Annotated in this window: 22 protein-coding genes; 7 read left to right on the top strand and 15 right to left on the bottom strand. The window is 72.1% G+C overall.

Annotated features, from left to right (window positions below; genetic code table 11):
* Positions 1 to 32 precede the first annotated feature (32 nt).
* The 4 genes from AAH979_RS07645 to AAH979_RS07630 form a co-directional block, all read right to left on the bottom strand.
* Positions 33 to 1,349: a DUF2252 domain-containing protein gene (locus AAH979_RS07645; RefSeq protein WP_346257310.1), complete on the bottom strand. Its 1,317-nt coding sequence runs from the start codon at positions 1,347 to 1,349 to the stop codon at positions 33 to 35.
* A gap of 114 nt (positions 1,350 to 1,463) precedes the next feature.
* A complete protein-coding gene (locus AAH979_RS07640; protein WP_346257309.1) occupies positions 1,464 to 2,042 on the bottom strand; it encodes an NADH-quinone oxidoreductase subunit B family protein in 579 nt (192 codons plus the stop codon).
* A 116-nt stretch (positions 2,043 to 2,158) separates the two neighbouring features.
* The gene (locus AAH979_RS07635; RefSeq protein ID WP_346257308.1) at positions 2,159 to 2,776 is read right to left on the bottom strand and encodes a DUF305 domain-containing protein; all 618 of its coding nucleotides are present in this window, start codon (positions 2,774 to 2,776) and stop codon (positions 2,159 to 2,161) included.
* 104 nt (positions 2,777 to 2,880) lie between these two features.
* Positions 2,881 to 3,627 carry a lytic polysaccharide monooxygenase gene (locus tag AAH979_RS07630; protein WP_346257307.1) on the bottom strand — a complete coding sequence of 249 codons (747 nt, stop codon included), beginning with the start codon at positions 3,625 to 3,627 and terminating at the stop codon, positions 2,881 to 2,883.
* Between the two features lie 234 nt (positions 3,628 to 3,861).
* Here AAH979_RS07630 and AAH979_RS07625 point away from each other — a divergent pair, with 234 nt between their 5' ends.
* From AAH979_RS07625 to AAH979_RS07615, 3 genes are all read left to right on the top strand, one after another.
* Entirely contained in the window at positions 3,862 to 4,821 is a 960-nt protein-coding gene (locus AAH979_RS07625) for a hypothetical protein (protein ID WP_346257306.1), read from the top strand.
* Positions 4,822 to 4,942: 121 nt separating this feature from the next.
* Positions 4,943 to 5,500 carry a SigE family RNA polymerase sigma factor gene (locus AAH979_RS07620; RefSeq protein WP_346257305.1) on the top strand — a complete coding sequence of 186 codons (558 nt, stop codon included), beginning with the start codon at positions 4,943 to 4,945 and terminating at the stop codon, positions 5,498 to 5,500.
* Position 5,501: 1 nt separating this feature from the next.
* Positions 5,502 to 6,380: a hypothetical protein gene (locus AAH979_RS07615; RefSeq protein ID WP_346257304.1), complete on the top strand. Its 879-nt coding sequence runs from the start codon at positions 5,502 to 5,504 to the stop codon at positions 6,378 to 6,380.
* A gap of 19 nt (positions 6,381 to 6,399) precedes the next feature.
* Here the strand turns inward: AAH979_RS07615 and AAH979_RS07610 are convergent, their stop codons facing one another.
* The 5 genes from AAH979_RS07610 to AAH979_RS07590 all read right to left on the bottom strand — a co-directional run bounded on the left by AAH979_RS07610 (position 6,400) and on the right by AAH979_RS07590 (position 14,095).
* The gene (locus AAH979_RS07610; RefSeq protein WP_346257303.1) at positions 6,400 to 7,869 is read right to left on the bottom strand and encodes an aspartate aminotransferase family protein; all 1,470 of its coding nucleotides are present in this window, start codon (positions 7,867 to 7,869) and stop codon (positions 6,400 to 6,402) included.
* 298 nt (positions 7,870 to 8,167) lie between these two features.
* Positions 8,168 to 9,340, bottom strand: coding sequence for a hypothetical protein (locus AAH979_RS07605; protein WP_346257302.1), 1,173 nt, complete (start codon positions 9,338 to 9,340; stop codon positions 8,168 to 8,170).
* The gene (locus AAH979_RS07600) at positions 9,337 to 9,834 is read right to left on the bottom strand and encodes a SigE family RNA polymerase sigma factor (RefSeq protein WP_346257347.1); all 498 of its coding nucleotides are present in this window, start codon (positions 9,832 to 9,834) and stop codon (positions 9,337 to 9,339) included. The genes AAH979_RS07605 and AAH979_RS07600 overlap by 4 nt, the downstream gene beginning before the upstream one ends.
* A 177-nt stretch (positions 9,835 to 10,011) precedes the next feature.
* The gene (locus AAH979_RS07595; RefSeq protein WP_346257301.1) at positions 10,012 to 11,430 is read right to left on the bottom strand and encodes an MFS transporter; all 1,419 of its coding nucleotides are present in this window, start codon (positions 11,428 to 11,430) and stop codon (positions 10,012 to 10,014) included.
* Positions 11,431 to 11,500: 70 nt separating this feature from the next.
* Positions 11,501 to 14,095, bottom strand: a complete 2,595-nt coding sequence (locus AAH979_RS07590; RefSeq protein WP_346257300.1) for a M14 metallopeptidase family protein — start codon at positions 14,093 to 14,095, stop codon at positions 11,501 to 11,503.
* A 225-nt stretch (positions 14,096 to 14,320) separates the two neighbouring features.
* Between AAH979_RS07590 and AAH979_RS07585 the strand changes: the two genes are divergently transcribed.
* Together AAH979_RS07585 and AAH979_RS07580 are read left to right on the top strand one after the other, a co-directional pair.
* A complete protein-coding gene (locus tag AAH979_RS07585) occupies positions 14,321 to 14,977 on the top strand; it encodes a response regulator transcription factor (protein WP_346257299.1) in 657 nt (218 codons plus the stop codon).
* Positions 14,978 to 14,989: 12 nt separating this feature from the next.
* Positions 14,990 to 16,366, top strand: a complete 1,377-nt coding sequence (locus tag AAH979_RS07580; RefSeq protein WP_346257298.1) for a HAMP domain-containing sensor histidine kinase — start codon at positions 14,990 to 14,992, stop codon at positions 16,364 to 16,366.
* Between the two features lie 16 nt (positions 16,367 to 16,382).
* On the opposite strand, the gene AAH979_RS07575 is transcribed toward AAH979_RS07580, so the two are convergent.
* Positions 16,383 to 17,363, bottom strand: a complete 981-nt coding sequence (locus tag AAH979_RS07575; protein ID WP_346257297.1) for a TAXI family TRAP transporter solute-binding subunit — start codon at positions 17,361 to 17,363, stop codon at positions 16,383 to 16,385.
* Positions 17,364 to 17,626: 263 nt separating this feature from the next.
* On the opposite strand from AAH979_RS07575, the gene AAH979_RS07570 reads away from it, so the two are divergent.
* Positions 17,627 to 18,145, top strand: coding sequence for a hypothetical protein (locus tag AAH979_RS07570; RefSeq protein ID WP_346257296.1), 519 nt, complete (start codon positions 17,627 to 17,629; stop codon positions 18,143 to 18,145).
* 16 nt (positions 18,146 to 18,161) lie between these two features.
* Here the strand turns inward: AAH979_RS07570 and AAH979_RS07565 are convergent, their stop codons facing one another.
* Positions 18,162 to 18,470, bottom strand: coding sequence for an MGMT family protein (locus AAH979_RS07565; protein ID WP_318396004.1), 309 nt, complete (start codon positions 18,468 to 18,470; stop codon positions 18,162 to 18,164).
* A 26-nt stretch (positions 18,471 to 18,496) separates the two neighbouring features.
* Here AAH979_RS07565 and proB point away from each other — a divergent pair, with 26 nt between their 5' ends.
* A complete protein-coding gene (gene proB, locus AAH979_RS07560) occupies positions 18,497 to 19,732 on the top strand; it encodes a glutamate 5-kinase (RefSeq protein WP_346257295.1) in 1,236 nt (411 codons plus the stop codon).
* A gap of 194 nt (positions 19,733 to 19,926) precedes the next feature.
* On the opposite strand, the gene AAH979_RS07555 is transcribed toward proB, so the two are convergent.
* From AAH979_RS07555 to moeZ, 4 genes are all read right to left on the bottom strand, one after another.
* On the bottom strand, positions 19,927 to 20,169 hold the full coding sequence (locus AAH979_RS07555; protein ID WP_346257294.1) for a helix-turn-helix transcriptional regulator: 243 nt from the start codon (positions 20,167 to 20,169) through the stop codon (positions 19,927 to 19,929).
* Complete coding sequence (locus AAH979_RS07550) at positions 20,169 to 21,020, bottom strand: ABC transporter permease (protein ID WP_346257293.1); 852 nt, start codon at positions 21,018 to 21,020, stop codon at positions 20,169 to 20,171. Before AAH979_RS07550 ends, AAH979_RS07555 begins: the two co-directional genes overlap by 1 nt.
* Entirely contained in the window at positions 21,017 to 21,901 is an 885-nt protein-coding gene (locus tag AAH979_RS07545; RefSeq protein ID WP_346257346.1) for an ABC transporter ATP-binding protein, read from the bottom strand. Before AAH979_RS07545 ends, AAH979_RS07550 begins: the two co-directional genes overlap by 4 nt.
* A gap of 237 nt (positions 21,902 to 22,138) precedes the next feature.
* Positions 22,139 to 23,341, bottom strand: a complete 1,203-nt coding sequence (gene moeZ / locus AAH979_RS07540; RefSeq protein ID WP_346257345.1) for an adenylyltransferase/sulfurtransferase MoeZ — start codon at positions 23,339 to 23,341, stop codon at positions 22,139 to 22,141.
* Positions 23,342 to 23,484 lie beyond the last annotated feature (143 nt).

Raw genomic sequence — 23,484 nt, 5'->3', positions numbered from 1 at the left:
CCTATCGGCTCCGCCCGACGGAACCGGCCCCGCTACAGTCCCGGCAGCTCGCCGTTGCGGAACAGGTCCACGAAGATCTGGTGGTCCTGGCGCGCCCTGGCCCCGTACGCGTGGGCGAAGTCGACCAGGTGCCCGACAAACCCGGCCTCGTCGGCGGCGACCGCGGCGACGATCGCCTCCTCGGTGGAGAAGTCGACCAGGTCGTGGCTGGACTCGTCGTCGGCGACCGAGTGCATCCGGGCCACCGCCCGGCCGAGGTCGCCGAGGACCCCGGCCAGTTCCTCCGGCTCGTTCACGTCCGACCAGTCCAGGTCGGCGGCGTACGGGGAGACCTCGGCGACGAGCTGGCCGTGCCCGTCCAGCTCGGTGAAGCCCAGCCACGGATCGGCGTGCGCCTGCAACGCCCGCTGCGACTCGGCCGTCCGGTGTCCCTGGTGCCGGAAGTAGCTCCGGACCCCGTCGTCGGTGACGTACCGGGCCACCGCCGGCACCTGGGCGCGCTTCATGTAGATCACGACGTCGTTCTCCAGCGCCTGGGTGTGCCCCTCCAGCAGCAGGTTGTACGACGGCAGCCCGGCCGACCCGATCCCCACACCCTTGCGGAGCACTACGTCCTTGATCTGCGCGGTCAGCGGACGGTGCTCGGCGGTGGCCGGCGGCAGCGTACCCAGGTAGCGCTCGAACGCCGCCACCACGTCGGTCCGGACGTCCCGGTCGACCTGGTAGACCCCGTCGCCGAGGGAGAACCGCCGCTCGTACTGGTCGATGGTGGTCTGCTGGGCCAGCAGCTCGACCCTGGTCCGCAGCCGGGCCTGCTGGAGCACCCGCCGGAGCACCCCGTCGGCGTTGTCCAGCCGGATCGAGCCGATCGCGTCGTCCCCGCCCCGGGCGATCGCCCGCAGCTCGGTCAGGTACGCGGTGGCGAACCGGGTGACCAGCCCACCGATCGCGGAGTCGGAGAGCGCCTTGCCGTAGCCGAGCAGCGCCACGCTGGCCGCGAAGCGCTTCAGGTCCCAGGAGAACGGCCCGACGTACGCCTCGTCGAAGTCGTTGACGTTGAAGACGAGCTGCCCGGAGCCGTTCATGTAGGTGCCGAAGTTCTCCGCGTGCAGGTCGCCGTGGATCCAGACCCGGCTGGTCCAGCCGTCGAGGAACCGCTCGTCGGCGAAGTCGCCGACCAGGTCGGCGTAGAAGACCGAGGCGCTGCCCCGGTAGAACGCGAACGGCGAGGCGGCCATCTTCCGGAATTTGCGCCGGAACGCGGCGGGGTCGACGGCCATCGACTCGCCGAACTCGGCGATCAGGACGTCGACCAGCCACTCTGCCCGCCGACCGAGGGTGCTATCCATGATCGCAGGCTAGTTCCGCCGCGCCACCCGCGGCTGTGGTCCGGCCAACCCGGGCGCGGTGCCGGGGCTCACCTCCGGGCCTCGGCGCCCACCGGTCAGTGCTTCGCGGCCCGGTCAGTGCTTCGCGGCCGGCGGTGGCACCGGCGGCGCGGTGAGCGATTCGGCGCTCCGCCCGGCCGGCGGGCCGACCCGGTCGGCCGGCGAGGCCAGTTCGTCGGGGCGGGCCACCCCGCCGAGGCCGGAGCGCTCGGCAGCGATCTTGTCCTGCAACCGCAGGATCCCGTGCAGCAGCGCCTCCGGGCGCGGCGGGCAGCCCGGCACGTAGACGTCGACCGGGATGATCTGGTCCACGCCCTTGGTCACCGAGTACGAGTCCCAGTACGGCCCGCCGCAGTTGGAGCAGGCGCCGAACGAGATCACGTACTTCGGCTCGGGCATCTGGTCGTAGAGCCGCTTGATCGCCGGGGCCATCTTGTCGGTGACCGTCCCGGAGACCACCATCAGGTCGGCCTGGCGGGGGCCGTGCGCGAACGGGATCACGCCGAGCCGGATGAAGTCGTGCCGGCCCATGCTGGTCGCGATGAACTCGATCGCGCAACAGGCCAGCCCGAAGTTGAAGACCCAGAGCGAGTAGCGCCGGCCCCAGTTGAGCACGAACCGGATCGGTTCACCGAGCACCGCGGGTAACTGCACGGCCGGCCTCCTTCCCCGTCGCCCACCCGACAGTGAACCACAGGATCGGCGCCGGCCGGCCGGCGCGCGGTGGGCCGATCCCCGTCCGGCGTGGCCGGTCGGGCTGCCCGGCCCCGCTATCCGGCCTTCGACAGCATCTTGAGCATCTGGTCGATCTGGGCCGTCCGGGACAGGTCGATCCGCCGGGCCAGCTCGCGTACCTCGGGGTGGAGGCCGGACTTCGTCTCCATCCGGGCCAGCTCGACGGCGTTGTGCTGGTGCCCGATCAGCAGGTTGAGGAAATCCGTCTCGAACGTCGCCCCGCTGGTCCGGGAGAGTGCCGAGAGCTGTGCCGGCCCGAGCACCGGCAGCCCGCCGTGGTCGGCGTGCGCGTTCGCGTCCGGGTCCGCCGAGGTGCTCCGGCCCCAGCCGCGCAGCCAGTCCCGCATGGTCCGCTGTTCGGCCTCCTGGGTGACGTCGATCGCGGCGGCCAGGATCTTCAGTTCCTCCCGCTGTGCCCGCTCGGGCGCCAGCCGGACCAGCGCCAGCCCCTGGCCGTGCGAGGTCACCATCATCTGCAGGAACATCACGTCGGTGTCGTTGAAGGCACCGCTGGGCGCGGCCGACGCCGGGGCGGAGCCGGTCGGGGCGGGCGCCGGGGCCGCGACCGGGACGCCGGTCCCGGCCGGTGCGGAGGCGCAGCCGCCGAGCAGCAACAGCGTCGCGACGATCAGGGTACGGCGGAAGCGGTTCATGCCCTTGTCTCCAGGTACGGCGCCGGGAGCGGATCTGCGGCGGATACGGACCCGCAGGGGGTACGGGTCCGGATCCGCGCGGGGTGCGTCCCGCCGGGACGGCGTCAGGCGCGCTGCCAGAGTGCCGGTACGTTCGGCGGTTCCCAGCCGGCGATCGCGGTGTGCGCCTGCAGGCAGCGGTACGTCGCGCCGCCGTAGGTCACCTGGCTGCCGACCTGGTACGCGGTGCCGGCCCGCCAGGTTCCACCGGCCGGCGGCGGTGCGGTGGTCGGCGGCGGGGTGGGCGGGTTGGTGGTACGCGTGGGGGTGGGGTTCGGGTTGGGGTTGCCGCCACCGCCGCCGATCTGGAGGTCCACGCAGGCGTAGAAGGCGTTCGCGGTGTCGGCGATGTTCCAGATCGCCAGCAGCTTCTGCCGGCCGCTCCGGCCGCCCATGTTGACGGTGTGCGAGACGGTGGCGCCGGGCTGCCGCCCGCCATCGTCGAAGACGGCGATCCGGGAGCCGCCGATGTAGTACTCCCAGGTGCTGGTGGCGTGCCGGGCGGTCAGTACCCAGTTGAAGTTCACCGTCTGCCCGACCGAGGTGGCCGGCCAGGGCCGGCTGTCGTCGTTCAGCACCGCGAAGTGCCCGATGTTGGCGTGGCAGTTGCGCAGCCCCTTCGGGCCCTCCACGCTCTGCGGCTCCCACTGGATCTGGCCGCAGTCGAACGACACCGCCCGCTGCGCGCAGAGCGCCTGCCGGCTCGGTGGCGAGGAGATGTAGCCGTGTGCCTGGGCGACCTGCGGGGCCACGAGGAGGGCGGAGACGACGGTCGCCACCGTCGTGACCGCCAGGACCACGGTTCTTCGCATCGTGGGCTCCTTACTTCATCGGGAAGGTCTCCTCAACATAAAGGAAAGATTGTTAACAGTAAATACCCAGCGGCGACATTCGTCGATGGATTGCCGGCGGCACGGCACCGGTGGCGGGTGTCGGCCAGCCGACACGAAACGGGGTGCAACCGGGATCCGGAGTCCGACGTGTCTTGGCCGCGACAGGGAACGGGCGGACGGACCGCCCTCCGATGTGGACCTGGAGGAACTGGGATGACCACCATCAAGACCCGCCACCTGACCGTCGGCGTCCTCGCTACCGCGATGGCCGTACTCGCCGTGGCGCCGGCCGCGCAGGCCGCTCCGCAGGTCGGCCAGGGCGACCTCGGCCAACCCAAGGACACCTCGGTCACGGTGGGTCGGCTGGTGCTGGAGCCGACCGAGCGCGGCTACCGGGGCAGCGTGCCACTGACGATCTCCTACCGGGGGACGGAGACGGCGGACCTACAGGTGACCATCGCCGAGCCGGTGGCGGGCGCCTTCGAGAACTTCGACTCCGACTTCCCCTGCTTCTACGGGCAGCGGGAGGGAGAGCTGCGCCGGGACATCCGCTGCGGGGCCAGCCCGATCCGGGGCGGTGAGCGCCGGGACTACACCATCGACTTCGAGGTGCTGACCGCGACCCAGGCGTACGCCATGTCGGCCGTCGGTGGCGCGGTGACCGTGCAGACCATCGACTCCCAGCCGGTCACGGTCACCAAGAGCATCGACACGCTGTTCCGGTCCACCACCGGCTCACTGCGCAACCCGAGGCCGTACGTGCAGGACACCCAGACCGACGCGTCGGTCACCGCGGGCGCGGCGACGCTGGTACGCCAGGAGGACGGCAGCTACCTCGGCCGGGTCCCGCTCACCGTCCGGTATAACGGTGACGCCCCGCACGACGGGCTCCAGCTCGAGGCGGTACTGCCGGACGGCGTGCAGCTGCGGGGCATCAGCCCGGGGGCCGTCTGCGCGTTCCCGTGGTGCGAGGTGCCGGGCGGCGACTTCATGCCGGGCGAGGAGCGGTCGATGGAGCTGCTGGTCAGCGCGCCGGCCGGGACGGCTCCCGGCGACCTGGGCACCGGCACCGCCCGGCTGCACACCTTCTTCTTCCTCGACGAGCTGTCCGATGTGGATCCTTCTGACAACGCGGCGGCGTTCTCCCTCACCGCCGTTGACGGCGCTGCCTAACATGACGGTCGTTGACGCCCGGCCCCTGGTGTTCCAGGGGCCGGGCGGCTCTCTCGTAGCCCCCCGGTCACCCGGCCGGGGGGCTATAACGGGCGCGCCGAACAGCCACGGGGAGACGGATGTGCAGACTGAGGAGCGGGCGCCGCAGTTCGACGACGTGTACCGTGCCCACTTCCAGTCCCTGGTCGTCCAGCTGTACGCGTACGTGGGTGACATGACCGAGGCACAGGACCTGGTGCAGGAGGCATTCAGCCGCGCCTGGCCCCGCTGGGACAAGATCGCCCGGTACGACGACCCCGTCGCCTGGGTCCGCCGGGTCGCCTGGAACACCGCTACCAGCAGGTGGCGCCGGCTGCGTACCGCTCGTAGATATCTGGAACGGCAGCGGCCGGAGAACGTGCCCGGACCCGGCCCGGACCGGGTGGCCCTGGCCGCGGCGCTGGCGACCCTGCCGGCGAACCAGCGCCGGGCCGTGGTGCTGCACCACATGGCGGACCTGTCCATCAACGAGATCGCCCTGGAGTGCGAGGTCGCGCCCGGCACGGTCAAGTCCTGGTTGCACCGGGCGCGGATCGCCCTGGCCGCCCGGCTGGGCGAGACTGGTGCGGGTGGCCCGGGGGTCGGCGGCGCCACCAGTCGGAGGCCACCGGAGACGACCAGCCGGATGGAGGTGATCTGACGTGGACGAGCTGGACCCGATGACGGCCCGCCGGCTCGACGCGGCGTTCGCCGACCTCCGCGCCGACGCGCTCGACCGGGTCGTACCCCCCAATCCGGACGCCCCCCGGCGGATCGCCTACCGACGCACCCGCAACCGCATCGCCGCCGTCGGGACGCTCGCCGTCGCCGTCGTGGCCGGCAGCGTGGTCGGCGTACTCGGCAACAACGGCGCCAAGCTGCCCGACCCGCCGGTCGCCAACACCCCCAGCCAGACCGCCGCGCCGGCGACCTTCCCGCCGTCCGCCACCCCGTCCGCCCCGCCCTCCGGCTCGCCGTCCCCGACCGCCACCGCGACGCCGAGCGGCACGCCCACCCCACCGCCGACGTCAGCCGGCCCGGCAAACCCGACGGCGACCCGCCCGGCCGACCAGGGCCAGGCTCCGGATCCCGGACCGGCCGAGCCGGATCGGCCCACGGACCTGGTGTTGACCGGCCCCACCGAGGTGACCCTGACCCCGTCCGACGGCAGGTACGCCGGCACCATCCAGATCGTGGTCCGCAACCAGGGCGAGCAGCCGTACGACGCGAACGCGCTGATCATGGTGGAGCCGCTGGAGGTGCGGACCCGATTCGAGGGCAGCGATTTCGGCCCCTGCTTCTTCACCGACCAGAACACCCGGACCCGCACCTCGGAGTGCGGCGGGTTCACAACGGTCCCGTCCGGTGGGGCCCAGACCAGCACCCTCGCGATCGTCGTCGACCTGGCGCCGGCACCCGGCACCCGGACGATCGACGGCTACCGGCTGACCATACGCAGCAACCTGGACGGCAACCTCCTGACCGACGAGACGCCCGGCGACAACACCATCGCGGTGCGGCTGCGCCTCAACGGCGGCTGAGCCCGCCCGGTAGCGGCGATCACCAGGCGGGGCGCTGGAGCAGGCCGAGGAATTCGGCCAGCAGCCGTTCCCGGACCGTGATCGGTGCCGCGTCCAGCAGGGTGTTGACCGGTGCCATCCGCTCCGGCGGCCGGCTGGCGGCGGCCGGGTCCAGGCCCAGCCCGGCCGCCACCCCGGCGACCAGTTCCGGGGTGAGCTGTGCCGGGGTCAGCGCGCCGAGCGTCTCCAGCAGCGCGGCGGGAAGCCGCACCGGGCCGGCCGACCGGGCGTCCGCCGCCGCGCCGCGCAGGTCCGCGCCGAACTCGGCGACCCGGGGCGCCACCGAGGCGGTCACCGACAGGTGGATGTTGGCCGGCAGACCGGCGTACGAGAGCTGGGGCTGGGTGTGCCAGCCGCGCCGGGTCAGCTCGTCGGCCAGGACGAAGAGGTCCAGCCCGGGATCGGTGCTGACGAAGCAGACCACCGTCGACTCCGGTTCGGCGAGCAGTCGCAAACCGTCCACTCTGGACACCTCGCCGGCCAGTCCGCGTACCGCCGCCAGGGTCCGCTCGGCCAGGGCCAGGTATCCGGCGTCGCCGACGTGCCGCAGGGTGGCGTACGCGGCGGCGATCGGCCCGCCGGAGCGGGTGGACGAGAGCACCGGGTTGACCAGGGTGTAGCCGGGCCAGCCGGCGAACGCGAAGTACTGCGGCCGGCGCAGTTCGGCATCCCGGTGGAGCAGCACCGAGACCCCCTTCGGGGCGTAGGCGTACTTGTGCAGGTCCACCGAGATCGAGGTGACGCCCGGCAGGCTGAAGTCGAACGCCGGCACCGGTACGCCGAGCCGACGCAGGTACGGCAGGGTCCAACCGCCGAAACAGGCGTCCACGTGGCAGCGAACTCCCGCCGTCGCGGCGACCTCGGCGATCTCGGCGACCGGATCCACCACCCCGTACGGATACGACGGCGCCGAGCAGGCGACCAGCACGGTGTCCGGGCCGATCGCGGCGGCGACGTCCCCGGGCGCGGGGCGGAGCGTCCGCGCCGAGACCGGCACCTGGTCGAGGGTGACCCCGAGGTAGTGCGCCGCCTTGGCGAACGCGGCGTGCCCGCTGGTCGGTACCACCAGCCGGGGCCGGGCCACCTCGGGCCGGGCGTCCCGGGCCGCCTTGACGGCCAGGATCAGCGACTCGGTGCCGCCGCCGGTGACACTGCCGACAACCTCGGGTGCCGCCGTACCCGGCCCGCCGCCGAGCAGTTGCGCGGCCGCGCCGACGAGTGCGTTCTCCAGCGCCAGCAGGGACGGAAAGGCGGTCGGGTCCAGCCCGTTGACGTGCGCCGCCAGCGCGTACGCCGAGTTCGCCAGCTCGTCCAGCCCCGGTACGGCGGGGTCGTAGACGTAGGCGAAGAGCCGGCCGCCGTGCGTCGGCAGGTCTGCGGCGCGCAGGTCGCGGAGTTCGGCCAGTACCTTGTCCGCGGGTACGCCCACCGGCGGCAACGCCTCGATCATGGCGGCCACCGTAACAGCCGGAACCGCGCCGATTGCCCCTGCTGGGACGCGGTGCGCGGCTCGATTCCGTGCCATCGTCGCCGGCCTGTGGCGGCAGATCACCCGCCAGCCCACCCTGGACCAGCCGACCCTGCGGGGTGACCAGCGTCAGATTGACCCCGAGAACCTCTCGATGGACAGCGACGATGCCGCACCGATCGGCAATACAGATCTCCGCCAGCGAGCTCGACGAAACCGACAGCGCGGCGCCGGAGCAGGTCCGGCGCCGCGCAGTGCTGGTTCAGGTGCTCTGGTTCGGTCAGCGGGCGTGGTACGCCGCCAGGTCCGCCTGGTTGGTCGGATCCGGCCGGTCGATCGTGGCGGTGACGGTTCCGTCCAGGTCGACCAGGTAGAGACGGTCCGAGGCCTGCACGACCAGGCTGTTGTCCGGCCGGAAGAAGATCTCCGTGACTCCCCGTACGGAGTTCGGCACGTTGATCCGCTTGCCGGTGACCGTGTCCAGGACGAACCGCGCCCCGGTGACCCGCTTCGGGTCGCTGTTGCCCATCGCGGTGGCCACGTACCGGCCGTCGTCCGAGATGGCCTGCACCGCGAACGGGCACTGCCCGCGCCCGCACTCCGGCTGGCCGGCGAGGCCGGTCCGCCGTACCACCCTGCCGTCCGGTCGGGCGATCACCAGGGTGTCGCCCGTGGCGTGCACCCGGTAGGCACCGTTGGCCGCCCAGCTCAGGTACGTCGGGAAGCGGTCGAGTCCGAGATCGTCGTATCCGCCGGTGACGGTGTCGAGGTAGCCGTAGGACTGCCCGGTGGCGGTGTCGCCGTCCATAGTGGTGACGCCGATCAGCAGCCGGCGCGAGTCCGGCATCCAGACCGGCCCGTTGCCGCCGCCCCAGGAGACGTGCTGTCGCGCCACCTTCCGCTTGCCCCCGGGCTGGACGATGACCAGGTCGCCGGGGTATTCGCTGATGCTCTTGGCCGGATGGACCAGGGCCACCTTGCTGCCGTCCGGCGCGACGGCCGCGACCTGGTCGCCGAACTTACGCGGGCCGAAGTTCGTGGTACGGGCCACGCCGTCGGTCACCGTGACGACCTCGATCTCGGCACCGACCCGCAGATAGACCAGTCGGCCCGGGACATGGCTGGGCTCGCTGCGCGGCGGGACGTTGGTGGTGGCGGTGGTCGATGGGGTCGCCTGGGCCGAGGGGGTGGGGGTGGCCGACGCCGAGGGCGCCGGCGGGCTGGCCACACTGGACGAACCGGCGGGCGTTGGCGTGAGCCCGGCCTGCGGCGCCAACTGGAGCCCGCCGATCGTGGCCACCCCGACCAGGGCCAGGGCGGCGACGGAGGTGCCGGCGGCCCGGCGGTGGCCGAGACGGCGGGCGGTGCTGTTCACCCGGGCTCGCAGCGCGGTGTAGTCGGTGTCGGTCATCTCGTCCGCCAAGCCGGTGAGCCGGCTGTTCAGGTCGTTCATCGGGTCACCCCAAGGTCGATCTCGGGCAGCAGTTCACGGAGTCGTCGCAGGGCGCGGGCGGTGTGGCTCTTCACCGTGCCGATCCGACAGTTGAGGACGTCGGCGGTCTCCGCCTCGCTGTAGTCCTCGAAGTACCGCAGCACGATGACGGCGCGCTGCCGTACCGGCAGGGCCTGCAACGCCCGGCGCAGCGCTAACCGCTCCACCGTGTTGTGTGCGTAGTCGGCGTGGTCGTGACGTTCCGGCAGATCGCCCGGCATGGTCTCGGCTACCCGGCGCCGACGCCACACGCTCACCTGGAGGTGGTACATGACGCGGCGGGCGTACGCCTCCGGGTTGCCGCCGTCAGCCAGGCGACGCCAGGCCCGGAACGTCCGGGCCAGCGCGTCCTGGACCAGATCCTCGGCCAGGTGCCGGTCACCGGTCAGCAGGTACGCCGTGCGCAGCAACGCTGGCGCCCGGCCCCGAAAGAAGGAATCGAAGTCGTTGGTCATCTGCTCCGCCACAGGCGATCGGGCGGTGGCGCCCACAGGGGCGACCCCGGTCATGGCTCGGGTCATGGACAACTCCGGTCGAAGAAACTGGGGCGATTGCCTGCGCGCGGCGGTGGACACGTGTATAAACGTCGCCCCGCTCGCTCCGGGGTTACCGCCGACGAAGGTCATTCCCAGTCATGAACCTGACTCTGGATCGGGACAACCTGCGACGGGTCGAAACCGTTCAGCTCGCGCCAACCGCTGCGGCGTCAGGTCGTAGCCGCGCATCGTGAGCAGGGCCAGCCCGACCAGCAGGGCCGGCAGCACGGTGAAGCCGACCAGCACTCCCGCCCGGGCGGTGCCGGACTGGGCCGCCGCCTGGCCGGTCGACGAGGAGACATAGCCGGTCAGTTGCAGTACCAGACCGTAGATGCCCGGCCCGAGGGCCAGCCCGAACGTCTCGCCGGCCGTCCACAGCCCGGTGAAGACGCCGGCCTGGCGGCGGCCGGTGCGCGCGGTGTCGTACGCGATGCAGTCCGGCAGCATCGCCATCCCGAACACCTGCTGACCGGCGTACCCGCAGCCGATCGCCGCGACCACCAGATAGACCGCCGGGGCCGGCAGCACCGGGGCGGCGACCAGGGCCAGCGCGCCGGCCGCGAAGAGCAGCGACGCCACGGTGAACGCCCGGGGCTTGCCCAGCCGGGCACCGGCCCGGCTCCACAGCGGCATCACCAGCAGCGCCGGGCCGACAAAACATCCGAAGAGCAGCGTCGGGCCGGTCTCCGGATCGCGCAGCACGTGCGCGGCGAAGTAGTTGACCCCGGCCAGCACGGTCGCGATGCCGGCCGCCTGGACCACGAAGCAGACCAGCAGCAGCCGGAACGGCCGGTTTGCGGCGGCGACCGCGAGCTGGGCCCGCAGGCTCGGTTCGCTCGCCACCACCGCCCCGGTCGGCGCGGCCCGGGTGCCGAGGAACGCGCCGACCGCGCCGGCCGCGATCAGCACCGCCACGAAGAGCCCCAGCCAGCGGTGCCCGGGTACGCCGTCGCCACCGGCGGTCACCACCACCGGGGCGAGTGCGCCAGAGATCAGGATGGCCAGCGCCAGTACCGCCACCCGCCAGGTCATCAGCCGGGTCCGCTCGGTGTAGTCGTCGGTCAGCTCGGCCGGCATGGCGACGTACGGGACCTGGAAGAAGGCGAACGCGGTCGCGGTGAGCAGGAACGCCAGCGCGACGTACCCGGCGGCGGCCGGGCCGGGCGGGAACGGCGCCGCGAAGATGGCGGCGAAGAGCACGGACAGCCCGAGCCCACCACCGAGCAGGTACGGCCGGCGGGCGCCCCAGCGGGACCGGGTCCGGTCCGAGATCCGCCCGGCGACCGGGTTCACCAGCACGTCCCAGGCCTTCGGCAGCAGCACCAGCAGGGCGGCCAGCCCGGCGGCCACGCCCAGCGTGTCGGTCAGGTACGGCAGCAGCACCAGGCCGGGCACCGTACCGAAGGCGCCGGTGGCCAGTGAACCGAGGGCGTACCCGGCGTGCACCCGGCGCGGCAGGGCGGCCCGGGGCGGGATTCCGGTGGAACCGGCGCGAGTGCCGGGCACGACGTCCATGGCCCGGGAACGTACGCGAAGGTGGCCGGTCGACGTATCCGCCGACCGGCCACCGGCCACCCGGGTCAGGTCAGCGCTGACCGCCCAGGTACATCGCGTTGAACAGCAGCCGGTACGTGCCGTGCGACTGGGCCCGGTGCTGCGGCTTGAAGCCGAGCAGTACCACCTGGCCCTCGCCCACCTTCGCCGTCACCACGGCGGCCTTGCCGCCGATGACGTCCTCGCCCAGCAGGAACCCGCTCTTGAGCAGGTTGCTGGTCGGCCAGGTGGCCGCCACCGAGACGCCCTTGGCGCCCTCGGTGACCTCGAACGCCGGGCCGTCCGCCACGAACGCCGAGGCGGTCGGGGCGAAGCCGGCCCCGACCGGGTCGCTGGCGTCGACGTTCAGGTTCAGCACCGAGCCGGGGATGTTCAGCTCGGTCTCCTCGACCCCGGCGGTGACGTCCTGCACCGGCACCCCGAACGCCTGGATCGGCAACTGGGCGGCCCGGTTCAGCGTGACGATCGTGCCGCCGGCCTCGACGAACGCCTTGAGGTTGGCGATGCCCGCGTCGGTCATCCCGCCGGTGTACGCCTCCGGCAGCGAGCCGGCCGCCCGGCCGTTGCGCATCGAGTTGTAGGTGGCGTCGGGCAGCACGATGGTGTCGTACTTCGCCCGCAGGTCACCGGCGCGCACCGCCGCGTTGGTCAGCTTCGAGTAGCCGAACCGGAACTGTTCCAGGATCAGCCGGGTCCAGCCCTCGTCGTAGTTGTTGAAGCCGTCGTACAGGCCGATCCGGGGCGCGGCCAGCGCCTTCGTACCGGCCGGCTTGGCGTCCACCGCCGCGATGGTCAGGCCCAGCTCGGTGGCGAGCGCGGTGACCCGCTCGGCGGTCTGCGGACCGGTCCGCACCAGGAAGGTGCCGGCCGGCAGCTTGCCGGTGCGGGTGGTCACCTCACCGGTGCTGCGGGAGACCTTCTCCCCCGCCGCCAGCAGCGCGTTCACCGCGGTCGCGCTGTCGTTGACCCGCGGGTCGAGCGCGTACGCGTGCTTCGGCGCCCCGGCCACCACCCCGGTCGGTACCTTCGGCCAGCCGACCTCGGTGGTGCTGACCCGGACGTTCCGGTCGAGCTTGTCGACGCTGACGCCCATCTGGAACGACAGGGTGTAGCCGGTGATGTCGTACGGCGGCTCCAGCGGGCCGCCCGGGTAGAGCCGGCGGTCCGGGTAGACCTGCGGGTTCAGCAGGTCCAGCACGGCCGCCCGGTAGGGCTGCGCCTCCCGGACCAGGTAGCTGCCGGCCGGGTAGGTCCGCTTGCCCACCTTGAACGAACTGAGTGCCTGCTCGACCCGGATGTTGTTCCAGCGCAGCTTGTCGACCAGCTTGGTCGCGGTCGGGAAGTCCGCCTGGTCGGCCGGGATCACGTAGGTGACGCCGGCACCGTCCCGGGCGCCGTCCCGGGCCATCTGGTACGCGCCGTAGAGCCAGCCCTCACGGTCGTCGCTGGCCAGCCGGAGCATCGCCCAGGAGGCGGTCTTGATGTAGTCGCAGCTCTGCGACAGGTGCCACTCGCCGCCCTGCCACGGGCTCGGGTAGAACACCGACGGCTTGCTGGTCGAGGTGCCGTCGGCGAACGTCGCCGGGAAATCCTTCGGGTCGTACACCCTCGGGGTCGCCGACGCGTGCGCGGTCTCGGTCAGGATGCCGACCTGGTTGTGGTAGTACGGCGAGGTCCGGGCGCCGCCGTTCCACCAGATGTCGTACTGCTGCCGGGCCAGCGCGCCGACCTTGTCCTCGCGCTCCAGCCGCTGCCCCATCGCGTCGCCGACGATGTTGACGCCCCGAACCACCTGCGGGTGGATGTTCGGGTTCAGCGGGTCCTCGAACGGCGGGATGCTGATCCGGGCCGGGAAGACCGCCGTCTGGTGCACGTTGTGCATCATCTGCGGCAGCCACTCGTGGAAGAGCTGCCGGCCGACGTTCTGGGTCTCCTGGAGGTTGAACATGTACCAGTCACGGTTGTTGTCGTGCCCGGCGTACTTCTGGTACAGCTCCGGGTAGCCGGCGTCCTGGTAGGGACCGCCCAGGTTCTGCCGGTACCACTCGGCGACCTTGGTGCCGCCGTCCGGGTTGACGTTCGGCACCAGCAGCGTGATGACGTTGTCCCGGATCTCCCGGGCCTCCGGCGTCTCGCTGGTCACCAGGTCGTACGCGAACTGCGGCGCGCTCTGGTGCCCGGCGACCTCGGTGGAGTGGATGCCGAAGTCGACCCAGGCGACCGCCTTGCCGCTCTGCGCCAGCCCTCGGGCCACCGACTCGGAGAGCCCGTCACCCTGGGAGAGCCGCACCGAGGTCTGCCGGTACCGCTCCAGGTTCTCGGCCTTGAGGTTCTCCTCGGCGGAGACGATGGCCATGAGCTGCGGCCGGCCCTCGCTGGTCTTGCCGATCTCGACCAGCTTCATCCGGTCGCTGGCCTGGTCCAGCTTGTGGTAGTAGTCGGCGATCTGCTCGTAGGTGGCCAACTTGTAGTCGGCGCACGGCACCCAGCCGAGCACCGACTGCGGCTTGGGTACCCGGCCGGCGGCGGTGGCCCCGCCCGCGTTCGCCGTGGTCAGCAACGGGGTGCCCAGCAACGCGACCGCGACCGCGGTCGGCATGGCAATTCCGGAGAGCCTTCGGTTCACCAGCAAACCCCCTCATACGACGATGTACGACGGAAAGAGGTCCGGCAGGGGCGGCCGCGCCAACTCGGATGATGTTGATCTAACGCTTCTCCCCGCAGCTCAGGGAACATCGAGGCAGGGAAATTGAGCCAATCTTGAGTGTCCCGGCATTCCGCCGCGCTGTGTTCAGCCGCGTCGATGCGGGATGATCGCAGCGGCTGGTACAACAGATGAGGAGCGGCCGGCATGCGCATCCTGTTGGTCGAGGACGACGCCCGGGTGGCCGGCGCGATGGCCGCCGCCCTGTCCCGGCGCGGGTACGACGTGGAGCGGGCCGGCACCGCCGCCGCCGCGCTCGCCGCCGCCCCCTGCGACCTGGTACTGCTCGACCTCACCCTGCCGGACGGCGACGGCGTGGAGGTGTGCCGGGCGCTGCGGCAGCGCAGCGCGCAGCTCGGCATCATCGCGGTGACCGCACGCGGCGAGGAGCGTGACCGGGTGATCGGGCTGCGGATGGGCGCCGACGACTACGTGGTGAAGCCGTTCTCGATGGCCGAGCTGGAGGCCCGGATCGTCGCGGTGCTCCGGCGGGCCCGGGCCGGCGCGGCCCGACCGGAGGTCGTCGAGGTCGGCCCGATCTGGATCGACGTCGCCGCCCGGCTGGTCACGGTACGCAGCGCCGGGGTCGCGCTGACCCGCAAGGAGTTCGACATCCTGGTCTCGCTGGCCCGGCAGCCGGGCATGGTGGTGCCGCACGAGCGGATCGTCCTCGACGTCTGGCCGACCACCGGAGCCGCCCGGCACACCGTGGAGGTGCACGTCGGCTCGCTGCGCGGCAAGCTCGGCGACCCCGACCTGGTGCAGACCGTACGCGGTGTCGGCTATCGGCTCCGGGCCGAGTGACCGGAGTCCTCCGTGCGCCGCCGCCTGGTCTTCAGCTACTCGCTGCTCATGATCCTGGTCCTGCTCGCCCTGGAGACCCCGCTGGCGATCACCCTCGCCAACCGGGAGACCGAACGGATCCGGGCGGACCGGCTCGCCGACGCCAACCGGTTCGCCTCGCTCGCCGGCCCCGCGCTGCGTACCGGTGCGGTCAGCGCGATCAACGACGAGTTGCAGCGCTACCAGGAGCTGTACGGGATCACCGCCGCGGTGATCGACCGGGAACGGCGTCAGGTGGCCGCCCCCGCCGGGCCGCGGCTGGACACCGAGCTGACCGACACGGCGATCTTCGGCGCCCTCGCCGGCCGGCAGATGACCGTGCCGGAGGTGCTCTGGCCCTGGCAGGTCGGCCCGCTGGTGGTGGCGGTACCGGTGAACGACGGCGGTGAGGTGATCGGCGCCGTCATCACCGTCTCCGCCACCGAGCGGGTACGCCGGACCGTCACCGTCTGGTGGGCGGCGCTGGCCGCGGTCGGGCTGCTCGCGGTCTCCGCCGGGGTGATGACGGCGTTCCGGCTGGCCGGCTGGGTGCTGCGCCCGGTGACCGTACTCGACGTGGTGACCCACGACATCGCGGCCGGCGACGGCTTGGCCCGGGTGCCGACCCAGCAGGGTCCGCCCGAACTGCGCCGGCTCGCCACCAGCTTCAACGAGATGGCCGACGCGGTCGCCGACGCCCTGGAACGGCAGCGGGCCTTCGTCGCGCACGCCAGCCACCAGCTCCGCAACCCGCTGACCGCGCTGCGGCTGCGGGTCGAGGAACTCGGGCCGAGCCTGACCGACGAGTACGGCCGCGACGAGCACAAGCTGGCGCTGGAGGAGACCGACCGGCTGGCCCAGGTACTCGACGGGCTGCTCACCCTGGCCCGCGCCGAACGGGCCCAGCACACCATGGTGGTGGTGGACGCGGCGGCGGTGGCCAAGTCCCGGGTCGCCGCCTGGCAACCGCTGGCCAACCACCGGGGCATCGCCCTCACCCTCGCCCCGGTGACCGACCCGGTGCACGCCCGGGCCGTGCGTACCGCCGTCGACCAGGTGCTGGACGCGCTGATCGACAACGCGGTCAAGTTCGGCCATCCCGGCGGCCGGGTCGAGGTCTCGGTGCACCGCGCCGACGACGGCGTGGTCGTCCGGGTCACCGACGACGGGCCGGGAATGACCGGTGCCCAGCTCGAATCCTCCACGGAACGCTTCTGGCGGGCCCCGGACACCCAGAACATCGACGGGGCGGGGCTCGGCCTGACCATCGTGGCGGTACTTGTCGACGCCTCCGGCGGTCGCCTCACCATGCGTCCCGCCGAACCGACCGGGCTCACCGCCGACGTCTGGTTCCGGCCCGGCGAGGCGTGAGCGGTGCAGGTACCCGTCAGGGCTTGTGCGTCTGGTAGTAGCGGGCGGCACCCGGGTGCAGCGCCAGCGGGGTGGTGGTGATCGCCGACTGCACGTTCAGCCGGGCGGCGGCCGGATGGGCGCTGCTCAGCTCGTCCCGGCGCTGCATCAGCAGCCGGGTCACGTCGTAGACGAGCTGCTCCGGCATGCTGGTGGCCACCACCAGATAGTTGGGCACCGCCACCGTGGTCACCGGCGCCGACCCGTACGCCGAGGCGGGGATGTCCCGCTGGACGTACACCTCACGGTAGGACTGACGCAGCGGCTCGACCCACTGGCCGAGGTCGACGAAACGGGCCCGGGTCTGGGCGGCGAAGTCCGCCACCGCCTTCACCGGCAGGCCGCCGGAGAAGAAGAACGCGTCGATCCTGCCGGCCCGCAGCGCGGCGACCGAGTCGTCGATGCCGAGCCGGAGCGTCTCGGCCAGCTTGTCGCCGACCCTGGCCACGTCGAGCAGGCGTTCGGCGGTGACCGCGGTGCCGGAGCCCGGCGCGCCGATCGCCACCCGCTTGCCGCTCAGGTCCGTCAACTGCCGAATCGGCTCCTGGCTCAGGGTGACCAGGTGCAGCAGGTCGTCGTAGACCCGGGCGACGGCGCTCAGTCCGGTGCCCTCGCCCGGCTCGGTGGCCAGGATGTCGGCCTGGGTGAAGCCCAGTTCGGCCCGGCCGGTGGAGACCAGCGAGACGTTCTCCGCCGATGCAGCGGTCACCACCACGCTCGCCGTGACGTCCGGCAACTCCCGGTTGAGGATGCCGGCCAGGGACTGACCGACGGCGTAGTAGACCGCGGTGGCACTGCCGGTCGCGATGCGTAGCCTGGTCGGCTCGGCCGGCCGCGAGGTGCAACCGGCGGTGGCCGGCAACGCGACAGTGACCACGGCCAGCGTCACGGCGAGCGTGCCGAGCCGCCGGCCGGGCAATCCCCGGCCGACGCGTCGGTGCCACCGTGCCCCGCCCACCCCACCACCACCCCGGCGATGATCGACACTCAGCGCAAATTTTGCTCAAGCCTTCAACGGATGTCTACCGCCTCGGCGCGGTAACGGCCACCGTTGAAAGTAGTTGGTCGTCGCGATTACGGGGGGCGACAGAGATGGTCTGGAGCACCGGGGCGTACGCCTCAACGCGGCCGCCCCTACGGCCGTCTGGCAGAACCAGCCTGCTGGATCGCGCTTCGTTGGCGGATGCCTTCGAGGCGGCATGCCTGATCAGGTGCATCCGGGTGGAGGGGGTGCGGCAGCCGACCACGATGGTGGCCGAGTTCAGCTCGGAGGCTGCCGCCACTCGTCTCGGCGAACTGCTGGCCCGGCTCGGCACACCGGCCCGGTCGGAGCGGATCACCGCCGGCGTACGCCGCCGCTACGAACTGCACCGGCTGCACCTCACCGATCCCGGGCAGCCCGCCGTACTGTCGATGGGCTGGCGGCAGGGGCGGACGGCCCTGCTCGACCCGGCCGCCGTCGGCGCGTCCGCGCCCCGGAACGCCCGCCGCCAGGCGCTGGCCGCCGCCGCCTGGCGCGCCGCGCTGCTGGCCGCCGGCCGGCACGTCCGGACCACCATCCTCGGGGTACGCATCTGCGACACCGAACTCGCCGCGGTGCTGGTACGCAGCGCCCAACTGCTCGGCTCGCCGGCCTCGGTCGCGCCCCGCTCGGGTTGCCTGCTGGTGACGGTGCCGGGCGGCCCGGACAAGGAACGCATCCTGCGCCGCAGCGCCCAGCCGGTCCCCCTGGCGAGCTGACCGCCGGGCCGCCGCCTCAGTCGGTCGGCTGCCAGTCGGCCGCCGACATGTCGACTCCGGCGCCGCGCAGCGGGGTGCCCTCGGCGCGCAGCCGGGCCCGGGCCTCACGCTCGTGCCCGGGCGGCAGCCGGCCGGCCGAGTTGACCACCCGGTGCCAGGGGACCCCGCCACCGTGCCGCGCCATGATCGAGCCGACCAGTCGGGCCGACGCCCGGCCGGACCGCTCGGCCAGGTGGTCGGCGATCGCGCCGTACGACATCACCCGGCCCGGCGGGATCCGCTCGACCAGGGTGAGCACCTCTTCGACGTACTCCTCGGGCGTCATGAGCTGCCACGATATGGGAGTACGGGATGGGCCGGCGGGGCGGGCCGACCCGGGCACCGCAGAATGGGCGGGTGCGGGAAGCAGTTACCACAGCGCGCCGGATCGTGGTCAAGGTCGGCTCGTCCTCGCTGACCACCGCCGCCGGTGGCCTGGACGCGGCGCGGGTCGACGCGCTGGCCGACGTACTCGCCGGCTGGCTGGCCGACGGTTCGGCCGGCGCCCCGGTCGCGGAGCCCGGTGCCCGGCCGGCGGGGGCGGGCCGCAAGCGGGTCGGCCCGGCGGACCGGCGGGAGCTGGTGCTGGTCTCGTCCGGGGCGATCGCCGCCGGCCTGGCCCCGCTCGGGCTGGCCGCCCGTCCCCGGGACCTGGCCACCCAGCAGGCCGCGGCCAGCGTCGGGCAGGGCCTGCTGATCGGCCGCTACTCGGCCGGTTTCGCCCGGCACGCCCGTACGGTCGGCCAGGTGCTGCTCACCGTCGACGACGTGACCCGGCGGGCGCACTACCGCAACGCCTACCGCACGCTGCGCAAGCTGCTCGACCTCGGCGCGGTGCCGATCGTCAACGAGAACGACACCGTGGCGACCGACGAGATCCGGTTCGGCGACAACGACCGGTTGGCCGCCCTGGTGGCCGCACTGGTCCACGCCGACCTGCTGGTGCTGCTCTCCGACGTGGACGCGCTCTACACCGGCGACCCGGCCCGCCCCGGCACGGTACGCATCGAGGAGGTCCGCGACGAGCAGGATCTCGCCGAGGTGGCGATCGGCCGGGCCGGCCGGGCCGGGGTCGGCACCGGCGGCATGGTGACCAAAGTGGAGGCGGCCCGGATCGCGACCGGCTTCGGCATCCCGGTGGTGCTGACCGCCGCGCCGCTGGCGCCCGCGGCGCTGGCCGGCGAGCCGGTCGGCACCCTCTTCCACCGGGTACGCCAACGCCCGGCGGCCCGGCTCTTCTGGCTGGCCCACGCGACCTCCCCCCGGGGACGGCTGCACCTGGACCCCGGTGCGGTACAGGCGGTGGTGGCCCGGCGCAAGTCCCTGCTGCCGGCCGGGATCACGGCGGTGGACGGCACTTTCACCGCCGGTGATCCGGTCGACCTGGTGGACGACGCGGGGTCGGCGGTCGCCCGTGGACTGGTCAACTACGACGCGGTGGAGCTGCCCGGCCTGCTCGGCCGTTCCACCTCGGAACTCGCCGCCGCCCTCGGCCCCGGCTACGAGCGCGAGGTCGTGCACCGCGACGACCTCGTGCTGCTGGTCTGATCCGCTGACCGGCCGGTGCCCGCGGCACGGCTGTTCCCGACCGGACCGGCCGGCTCCGGGGTGCCCGCTCACGACGCTGTCGAGCTGGGTGCAGGGACGGGGCAACCGGCGAGTGGGAGCACAAGCGGGGCAGCTCGACAGTGCGCGCACCGCAGTGGTGCCGGCCGGCGATGCCGTCCTGGCAGCCCGGCGGCTCAGGCCGTGGCCCGTTCGGCGGCGCCGATCCGGGGGAAGGGTTCGGTGGAGAAGACCACCTCCACCGAGACCTCGAAGTACTGCGCGATCCGCAGCGCCAGGTGCAGGCTCGGGTTGTATTCACCGCGCTCCAGGTAACCGATCGTCTGGTAGTGCACCCCGAGCGCCTCGGCGAGGTCCCGCCGGGAGATCCCGCGCTCGGCCCGGAGCACCGCGATGCGGTTGTAGATCGCCTCGCTCATCAGTTGATCCTCTGCATCGCCTTCTCCTTCCGAGCGGCGACGCTCGAACCGGATTCCCGCCGGGCCATCCGGCGCAACACGATCGGCGCCACCACCAGGCCCAGCACGGCCCAGCCGGCGAGCATGCCGAACGTCTCCAGGTGTCGCCAGGACCCGCCGATCTCCACCGCCGCCAGCTCGTGCGGCAGCAGTGCCGAACGGGTGCCCAGGCCCAGCCAGTAGACCGGGAACGCCTGGCCGATCCACTGCAACCAGACCGGGAAGGTGGTGATCGGATAGAAGATCCCGGAGGTCGCGACGAGGCCCATGATAGGCAGCATGATGACCCCGACGTTGCGGGGGTTGGCGAAGAGTGAGCCGAGGATCGCACCGAGTGGCAGGCAGGCGACCAGGCCGAGTACGAGTACCCAGAGCAGGGTCAGCCAGGCGCCGGGGCCGCGCAGTTCCACGCCGTCCACCAGCAACACTCCCGGGACCACCAGGATGACCGAGCTGATCAGCGTCATCCCGGAGACCTGCACCACCTTGCCGACCAGATAGCCGAGCATGCCGTTCGGGATCGCCTTGGCCCGCAGCAGGGTGCCGTCCTCGCGTTCGACGGTGAGGGCCATCATCATGGTCACCAGCGCCCCGAACGCCAGCCCGCCGCCGAGCACGCTGGGCAGCGTACGGGCGCCGAGCGAGAAGTTCGTGCCGGGCACCGTGGCGTCCCGCATGAAGAACATGACGACCAGGAACGCCAGGTTGGGGAAGAAGTAGTTCCACAGATCCTGCACGCTCACCAGGCTCTGCCGCACCTCGATCCCGCCACGCCGTACCCCGGCCCGGAGGGCGATCACCGTGGGGTTCACCGGCCCGCCTCCTCGAACTCGCGCAGCGCGGCGAGGCTCCGGCCGGACTCGAATCCCCGGACCAGCGCCATGTAGGTGTCCTCCAGACTCGCTCGCCGGACCTCCAGGTCGGCGACGCCGTCGCCGTACTGCTGGAACAACTCCCGGACGAACGTGGTGGCATCGGTGGTGGCGTGCACGAACCGCTGCCCGTCCCGGCTCCACTTGACCTCGGCCTCCGAGGACATCCGCCGGGAGAGTTGGTCCGCCGAGCCGTCGGCGATGATCGAGCCGCCGGCCAGGATCAGGATCCGGTCGGCCAGCTTCTCGGCCTCGTCCAGATCGTGCGTGGTGAGCAGGATCGTGGTCTGCTCCAGGTCGGTGAGCCGGTGCACCAGGTCGTGGAACTCGCGCCGGGCCTCCGGGTCGAACCCGGCCGTGGGCTCGTCGAGGAAGAGCAACTCGGGGCGGCCGACGATGCCGATCGCGACGTCCAGCCGCCGCCGCTGCCCGCCGGAGAGCTGGCCGACCCGCTTGGTGGCGTGCGGGTTGAGCCCGACGGCGTCGATCAGGTCGTCGACGTCCCACGGCCGGCGGATCTGGTCGGTCGAGTAGGGCAGGTAGTACGAGCCGAGGTGGCCGAGCAGCTCGCGTACCCGCCACTTGGCGTGGTCGCGCCAGGACTGGAGCACCACGCCCAGCCGGGCCCGCCACCGCTCGTCCCCGTGTGCCGGGTCCACGCCGAGCACGGCGACCTCGCCGGCCGACCGCATCCGGAACCCCTCCAGGATCTCGATGGTGGTCGTCTTGCCGGCACCGTTGGGGCCGAGCAGCGCCAGCACCTCGCCGGGCCGGGCCGTGAACGTGACGCCGGTCAGCACATCGGTGCTGCCGTAGCGCATCCGCAGATCACGGACGTCCAGCACGGGCTGCTCGACCGGCGACCCGGCGGGCTCGGAGGTCCGGCCCGGAGTCTCGGCGATGGTCATAGATCTACACCCCCTCGTCCAACCTCTACGCGAGGCGATAGTACATCTACTACACAACGGAGCAATCATATTGCCAACGCGAAGCGGGGCAGCTCCGGGAGGGAGCTGCCCCGCTTCGGGGCACCGGGCCGGGCCCGGTGCGGAGTCGGTTCAGTAGGCGGGCAACGAGGGGTCGATCTGCTTGATCCAGGAGAGCACCCCGCCCTGGACGTGCACCGCGTCGCGGAACCCGGCGGCCTTCACCGCGGCCAGCGCCTCGGCGGAGCGCACCCCGGACTTGCAGTGCAGCACGATCTGCTTGTCCTGCGGCAGCGAGGCCAGCGCTGTACCGGAGAGGATGTCACCCTTCGGGATCAGCGTCGCCCCGGGGATGCGGACGATCTCGTATTCGGCCGGCTCCCGGACGTCGACCAGGAAGATGTCCTTGCCGGCGTCCTGCCACTCCTTCAGCTCCCGGGCCGTGATGGTCGAGTCGGCCACCGCCTCCTCGGCCTCCGGCGAGACCGCGCCGCAGAAGTCCTCGTAGTCGGCCAGCAGCTCGGTGACGGTCGGGTTCTCCCCGCAGAGCGCGCAGTTCGGGTCCTTACGGACCTTGATCTTCCGGTACGACATCTCCAGCGCGTCGTAGACCGTCAGCCGGCCGACCAGCGGCTCGCCGATCCCGGTCAGCAGCTTGATCGCCTCGGTGACCTGGATCGAGCCGATCGACGCGCAGAGCACCCCGAGCACCCCGCCCTCGGCGCAGGACGGCACCATGCCGGGCGGCGGCGGCTCCGGGTAGAGGCAGCGGTAGCAGGGGCCGTGCTCGGCCCAGAACACCGACGCCTGCCCGTCGAACCGGTAGATCGACCCCCAGACGTACGGCTTGCCGAGCAGTACGGCCGCGTCGTTGACCATGTAGCGGGTGGCGAAGTTGTCCGTACCGTCGACGATCAGGTCGTACTGGGCGAAGATCTCCAGCACGTTGTCCCGGTCCAGTGCGGTGTTGTGGATCTCGACCTGCACCAGCGGGTTGATCTCGCGGATGCTCGCCGCCGCGGATTCGGCCTTCGGCCGGCCGACGTCCGACTGGCCGTGGATGATCTGCCGCTGGAGGTTCGACTCGTCGACGGTGTCGAAGTCGATGATGCCGAGCGTCCCGACCCCGGCCGCGGCCAGGTACATCAGGGCGGGCGAGCCGAGGCCGCCGGCGCCGACGCAGAGCACCCGGGCGTTCTTCAGCCGCTTCTGCCCCTCGACCCCGACGTCCGGGATGATCAGGTGGCGCGAGTAACGGCGGATCTCGTCAACGGTCAGCTCGGCGGCGGGCTCGACGAGCGGGGGCAGTGACACGGTGGACTCCCCGGTTCGGATCCTCGCTCAGCCAGCGGCTGAGCGCATCGACAGTGGCATGTCCGGCCATTGTTCCTCGCCGGAGCGCGAATAGACCATGAGCTGAAACACCTGCCCGAAATCCGGGAGCGGGGAATAGGACCGCCGGTCAGGGTATCGGCGGA

It is taken from the genome of Plantactinospora sp. ZYX-F-223 (assembly GCF_039649625.1).
Lineage (GTDB): Bacteria > Actinomycetota > Actinomycetes > Mycobacteriales > Micromonosporaceae > Plantactinospora.
This window is presented reverse-complemented; position numbering and strand designations above follow the sequence as displayed.

Bases quoted from the DNA above. Each gene is read 5' to 3' on its own strand.
- AAH979_RS07645 (WP_346257310.1), bottom strand. From the start codon at position 1,349: ATGGATAGCACCCTCGGTCGGCGGGCAGAGTGGCTGGTCGACGTCCTG.
- AAH979_RS07635 (WP_346257308.1), bottom strand. From the start codon at position 2,776: ATGAACCGCTTCCGCCGTACCCTGATCGTCGCGACGCTGTTGCTGCTC.
- AAH979_RS07630 (WP_346257307.1), bottom strand. From the start codon at position 3,627: ATGCGAAGAACCGTGGTCCTGGCGGTCACGACGGTGGCGACCGTCGTC.
- AAH979_RS07625 (WP_346257306.1), top strand. From the start codon at position 3,862: ATGACCACCATCAAGACCCGCCACCTGACCGTCGGCGTCCTCGCTACC.
- AAH979_RS07610 (WP_346257303.1), bottom strand. From the start codon at position 7,869: ATGATCGAGGCGTTGCCGCCGGTGGGCGTACCCGCGGACAAGGTACTG.
- AAH979_RS07605 (WP_346257302.1), bottom strand. From the start codon at position 9,340: ATGAACGACCTGAACAGCCGGCTCACCGGCTTGGCGGACGAGATGACC.
- AAH979_RS07600 (WP_346257347.1), bottom strand. From the start codon at position 9,834: ATGACCAACGACTTCGATTCCTTCTTTCGGGGCCGGGCGCCAGCGTTG.
- AAH979_RS07595 (WP_346257301.1), bottom strand. From the start codon at position 11,430: ATGGACGTCGTGCCCGGCACTCGCGCCGGTTCCACCGGAATCCCGCCC.
- AAH979_RS07585 (WP_346257299.1), top strand. From the start codon at position 14,321: ATGCGCATCCTGTTGGTCGAGGACGACGCCCGGGTGGCCGGCGCGATG.
- AAH979_RS07565 (WP_318396004.1), bottom strand. From the start codon at position 18,470: ATGACGCCCGAGGAGTACGTCGAAGAGGTGCTCACCCTGGTCGAGCGG.
- proB (WP_346257295.1), top strand. From the start codon at position 18,497: ATGGGCCGGCGGGGCGGGCCGACCCGGGCACCGCAGAATGGGCGGGTG.
- AAH979_RS07555 (WP_346257294.1), bottom strand. From the start codon at position 20,169: ATGAGCGAGGCGATCTACAACCGCATCGCGGTGCTCCGGGCCGAGCGC.
- AAH979_RS07545 (WP_346257346.1), bottom strand. From the start codon at position 21,901: ATGCGCTACGGCAGCACCGATGTGCTGACCGGCGTCACGTTCACGGCC.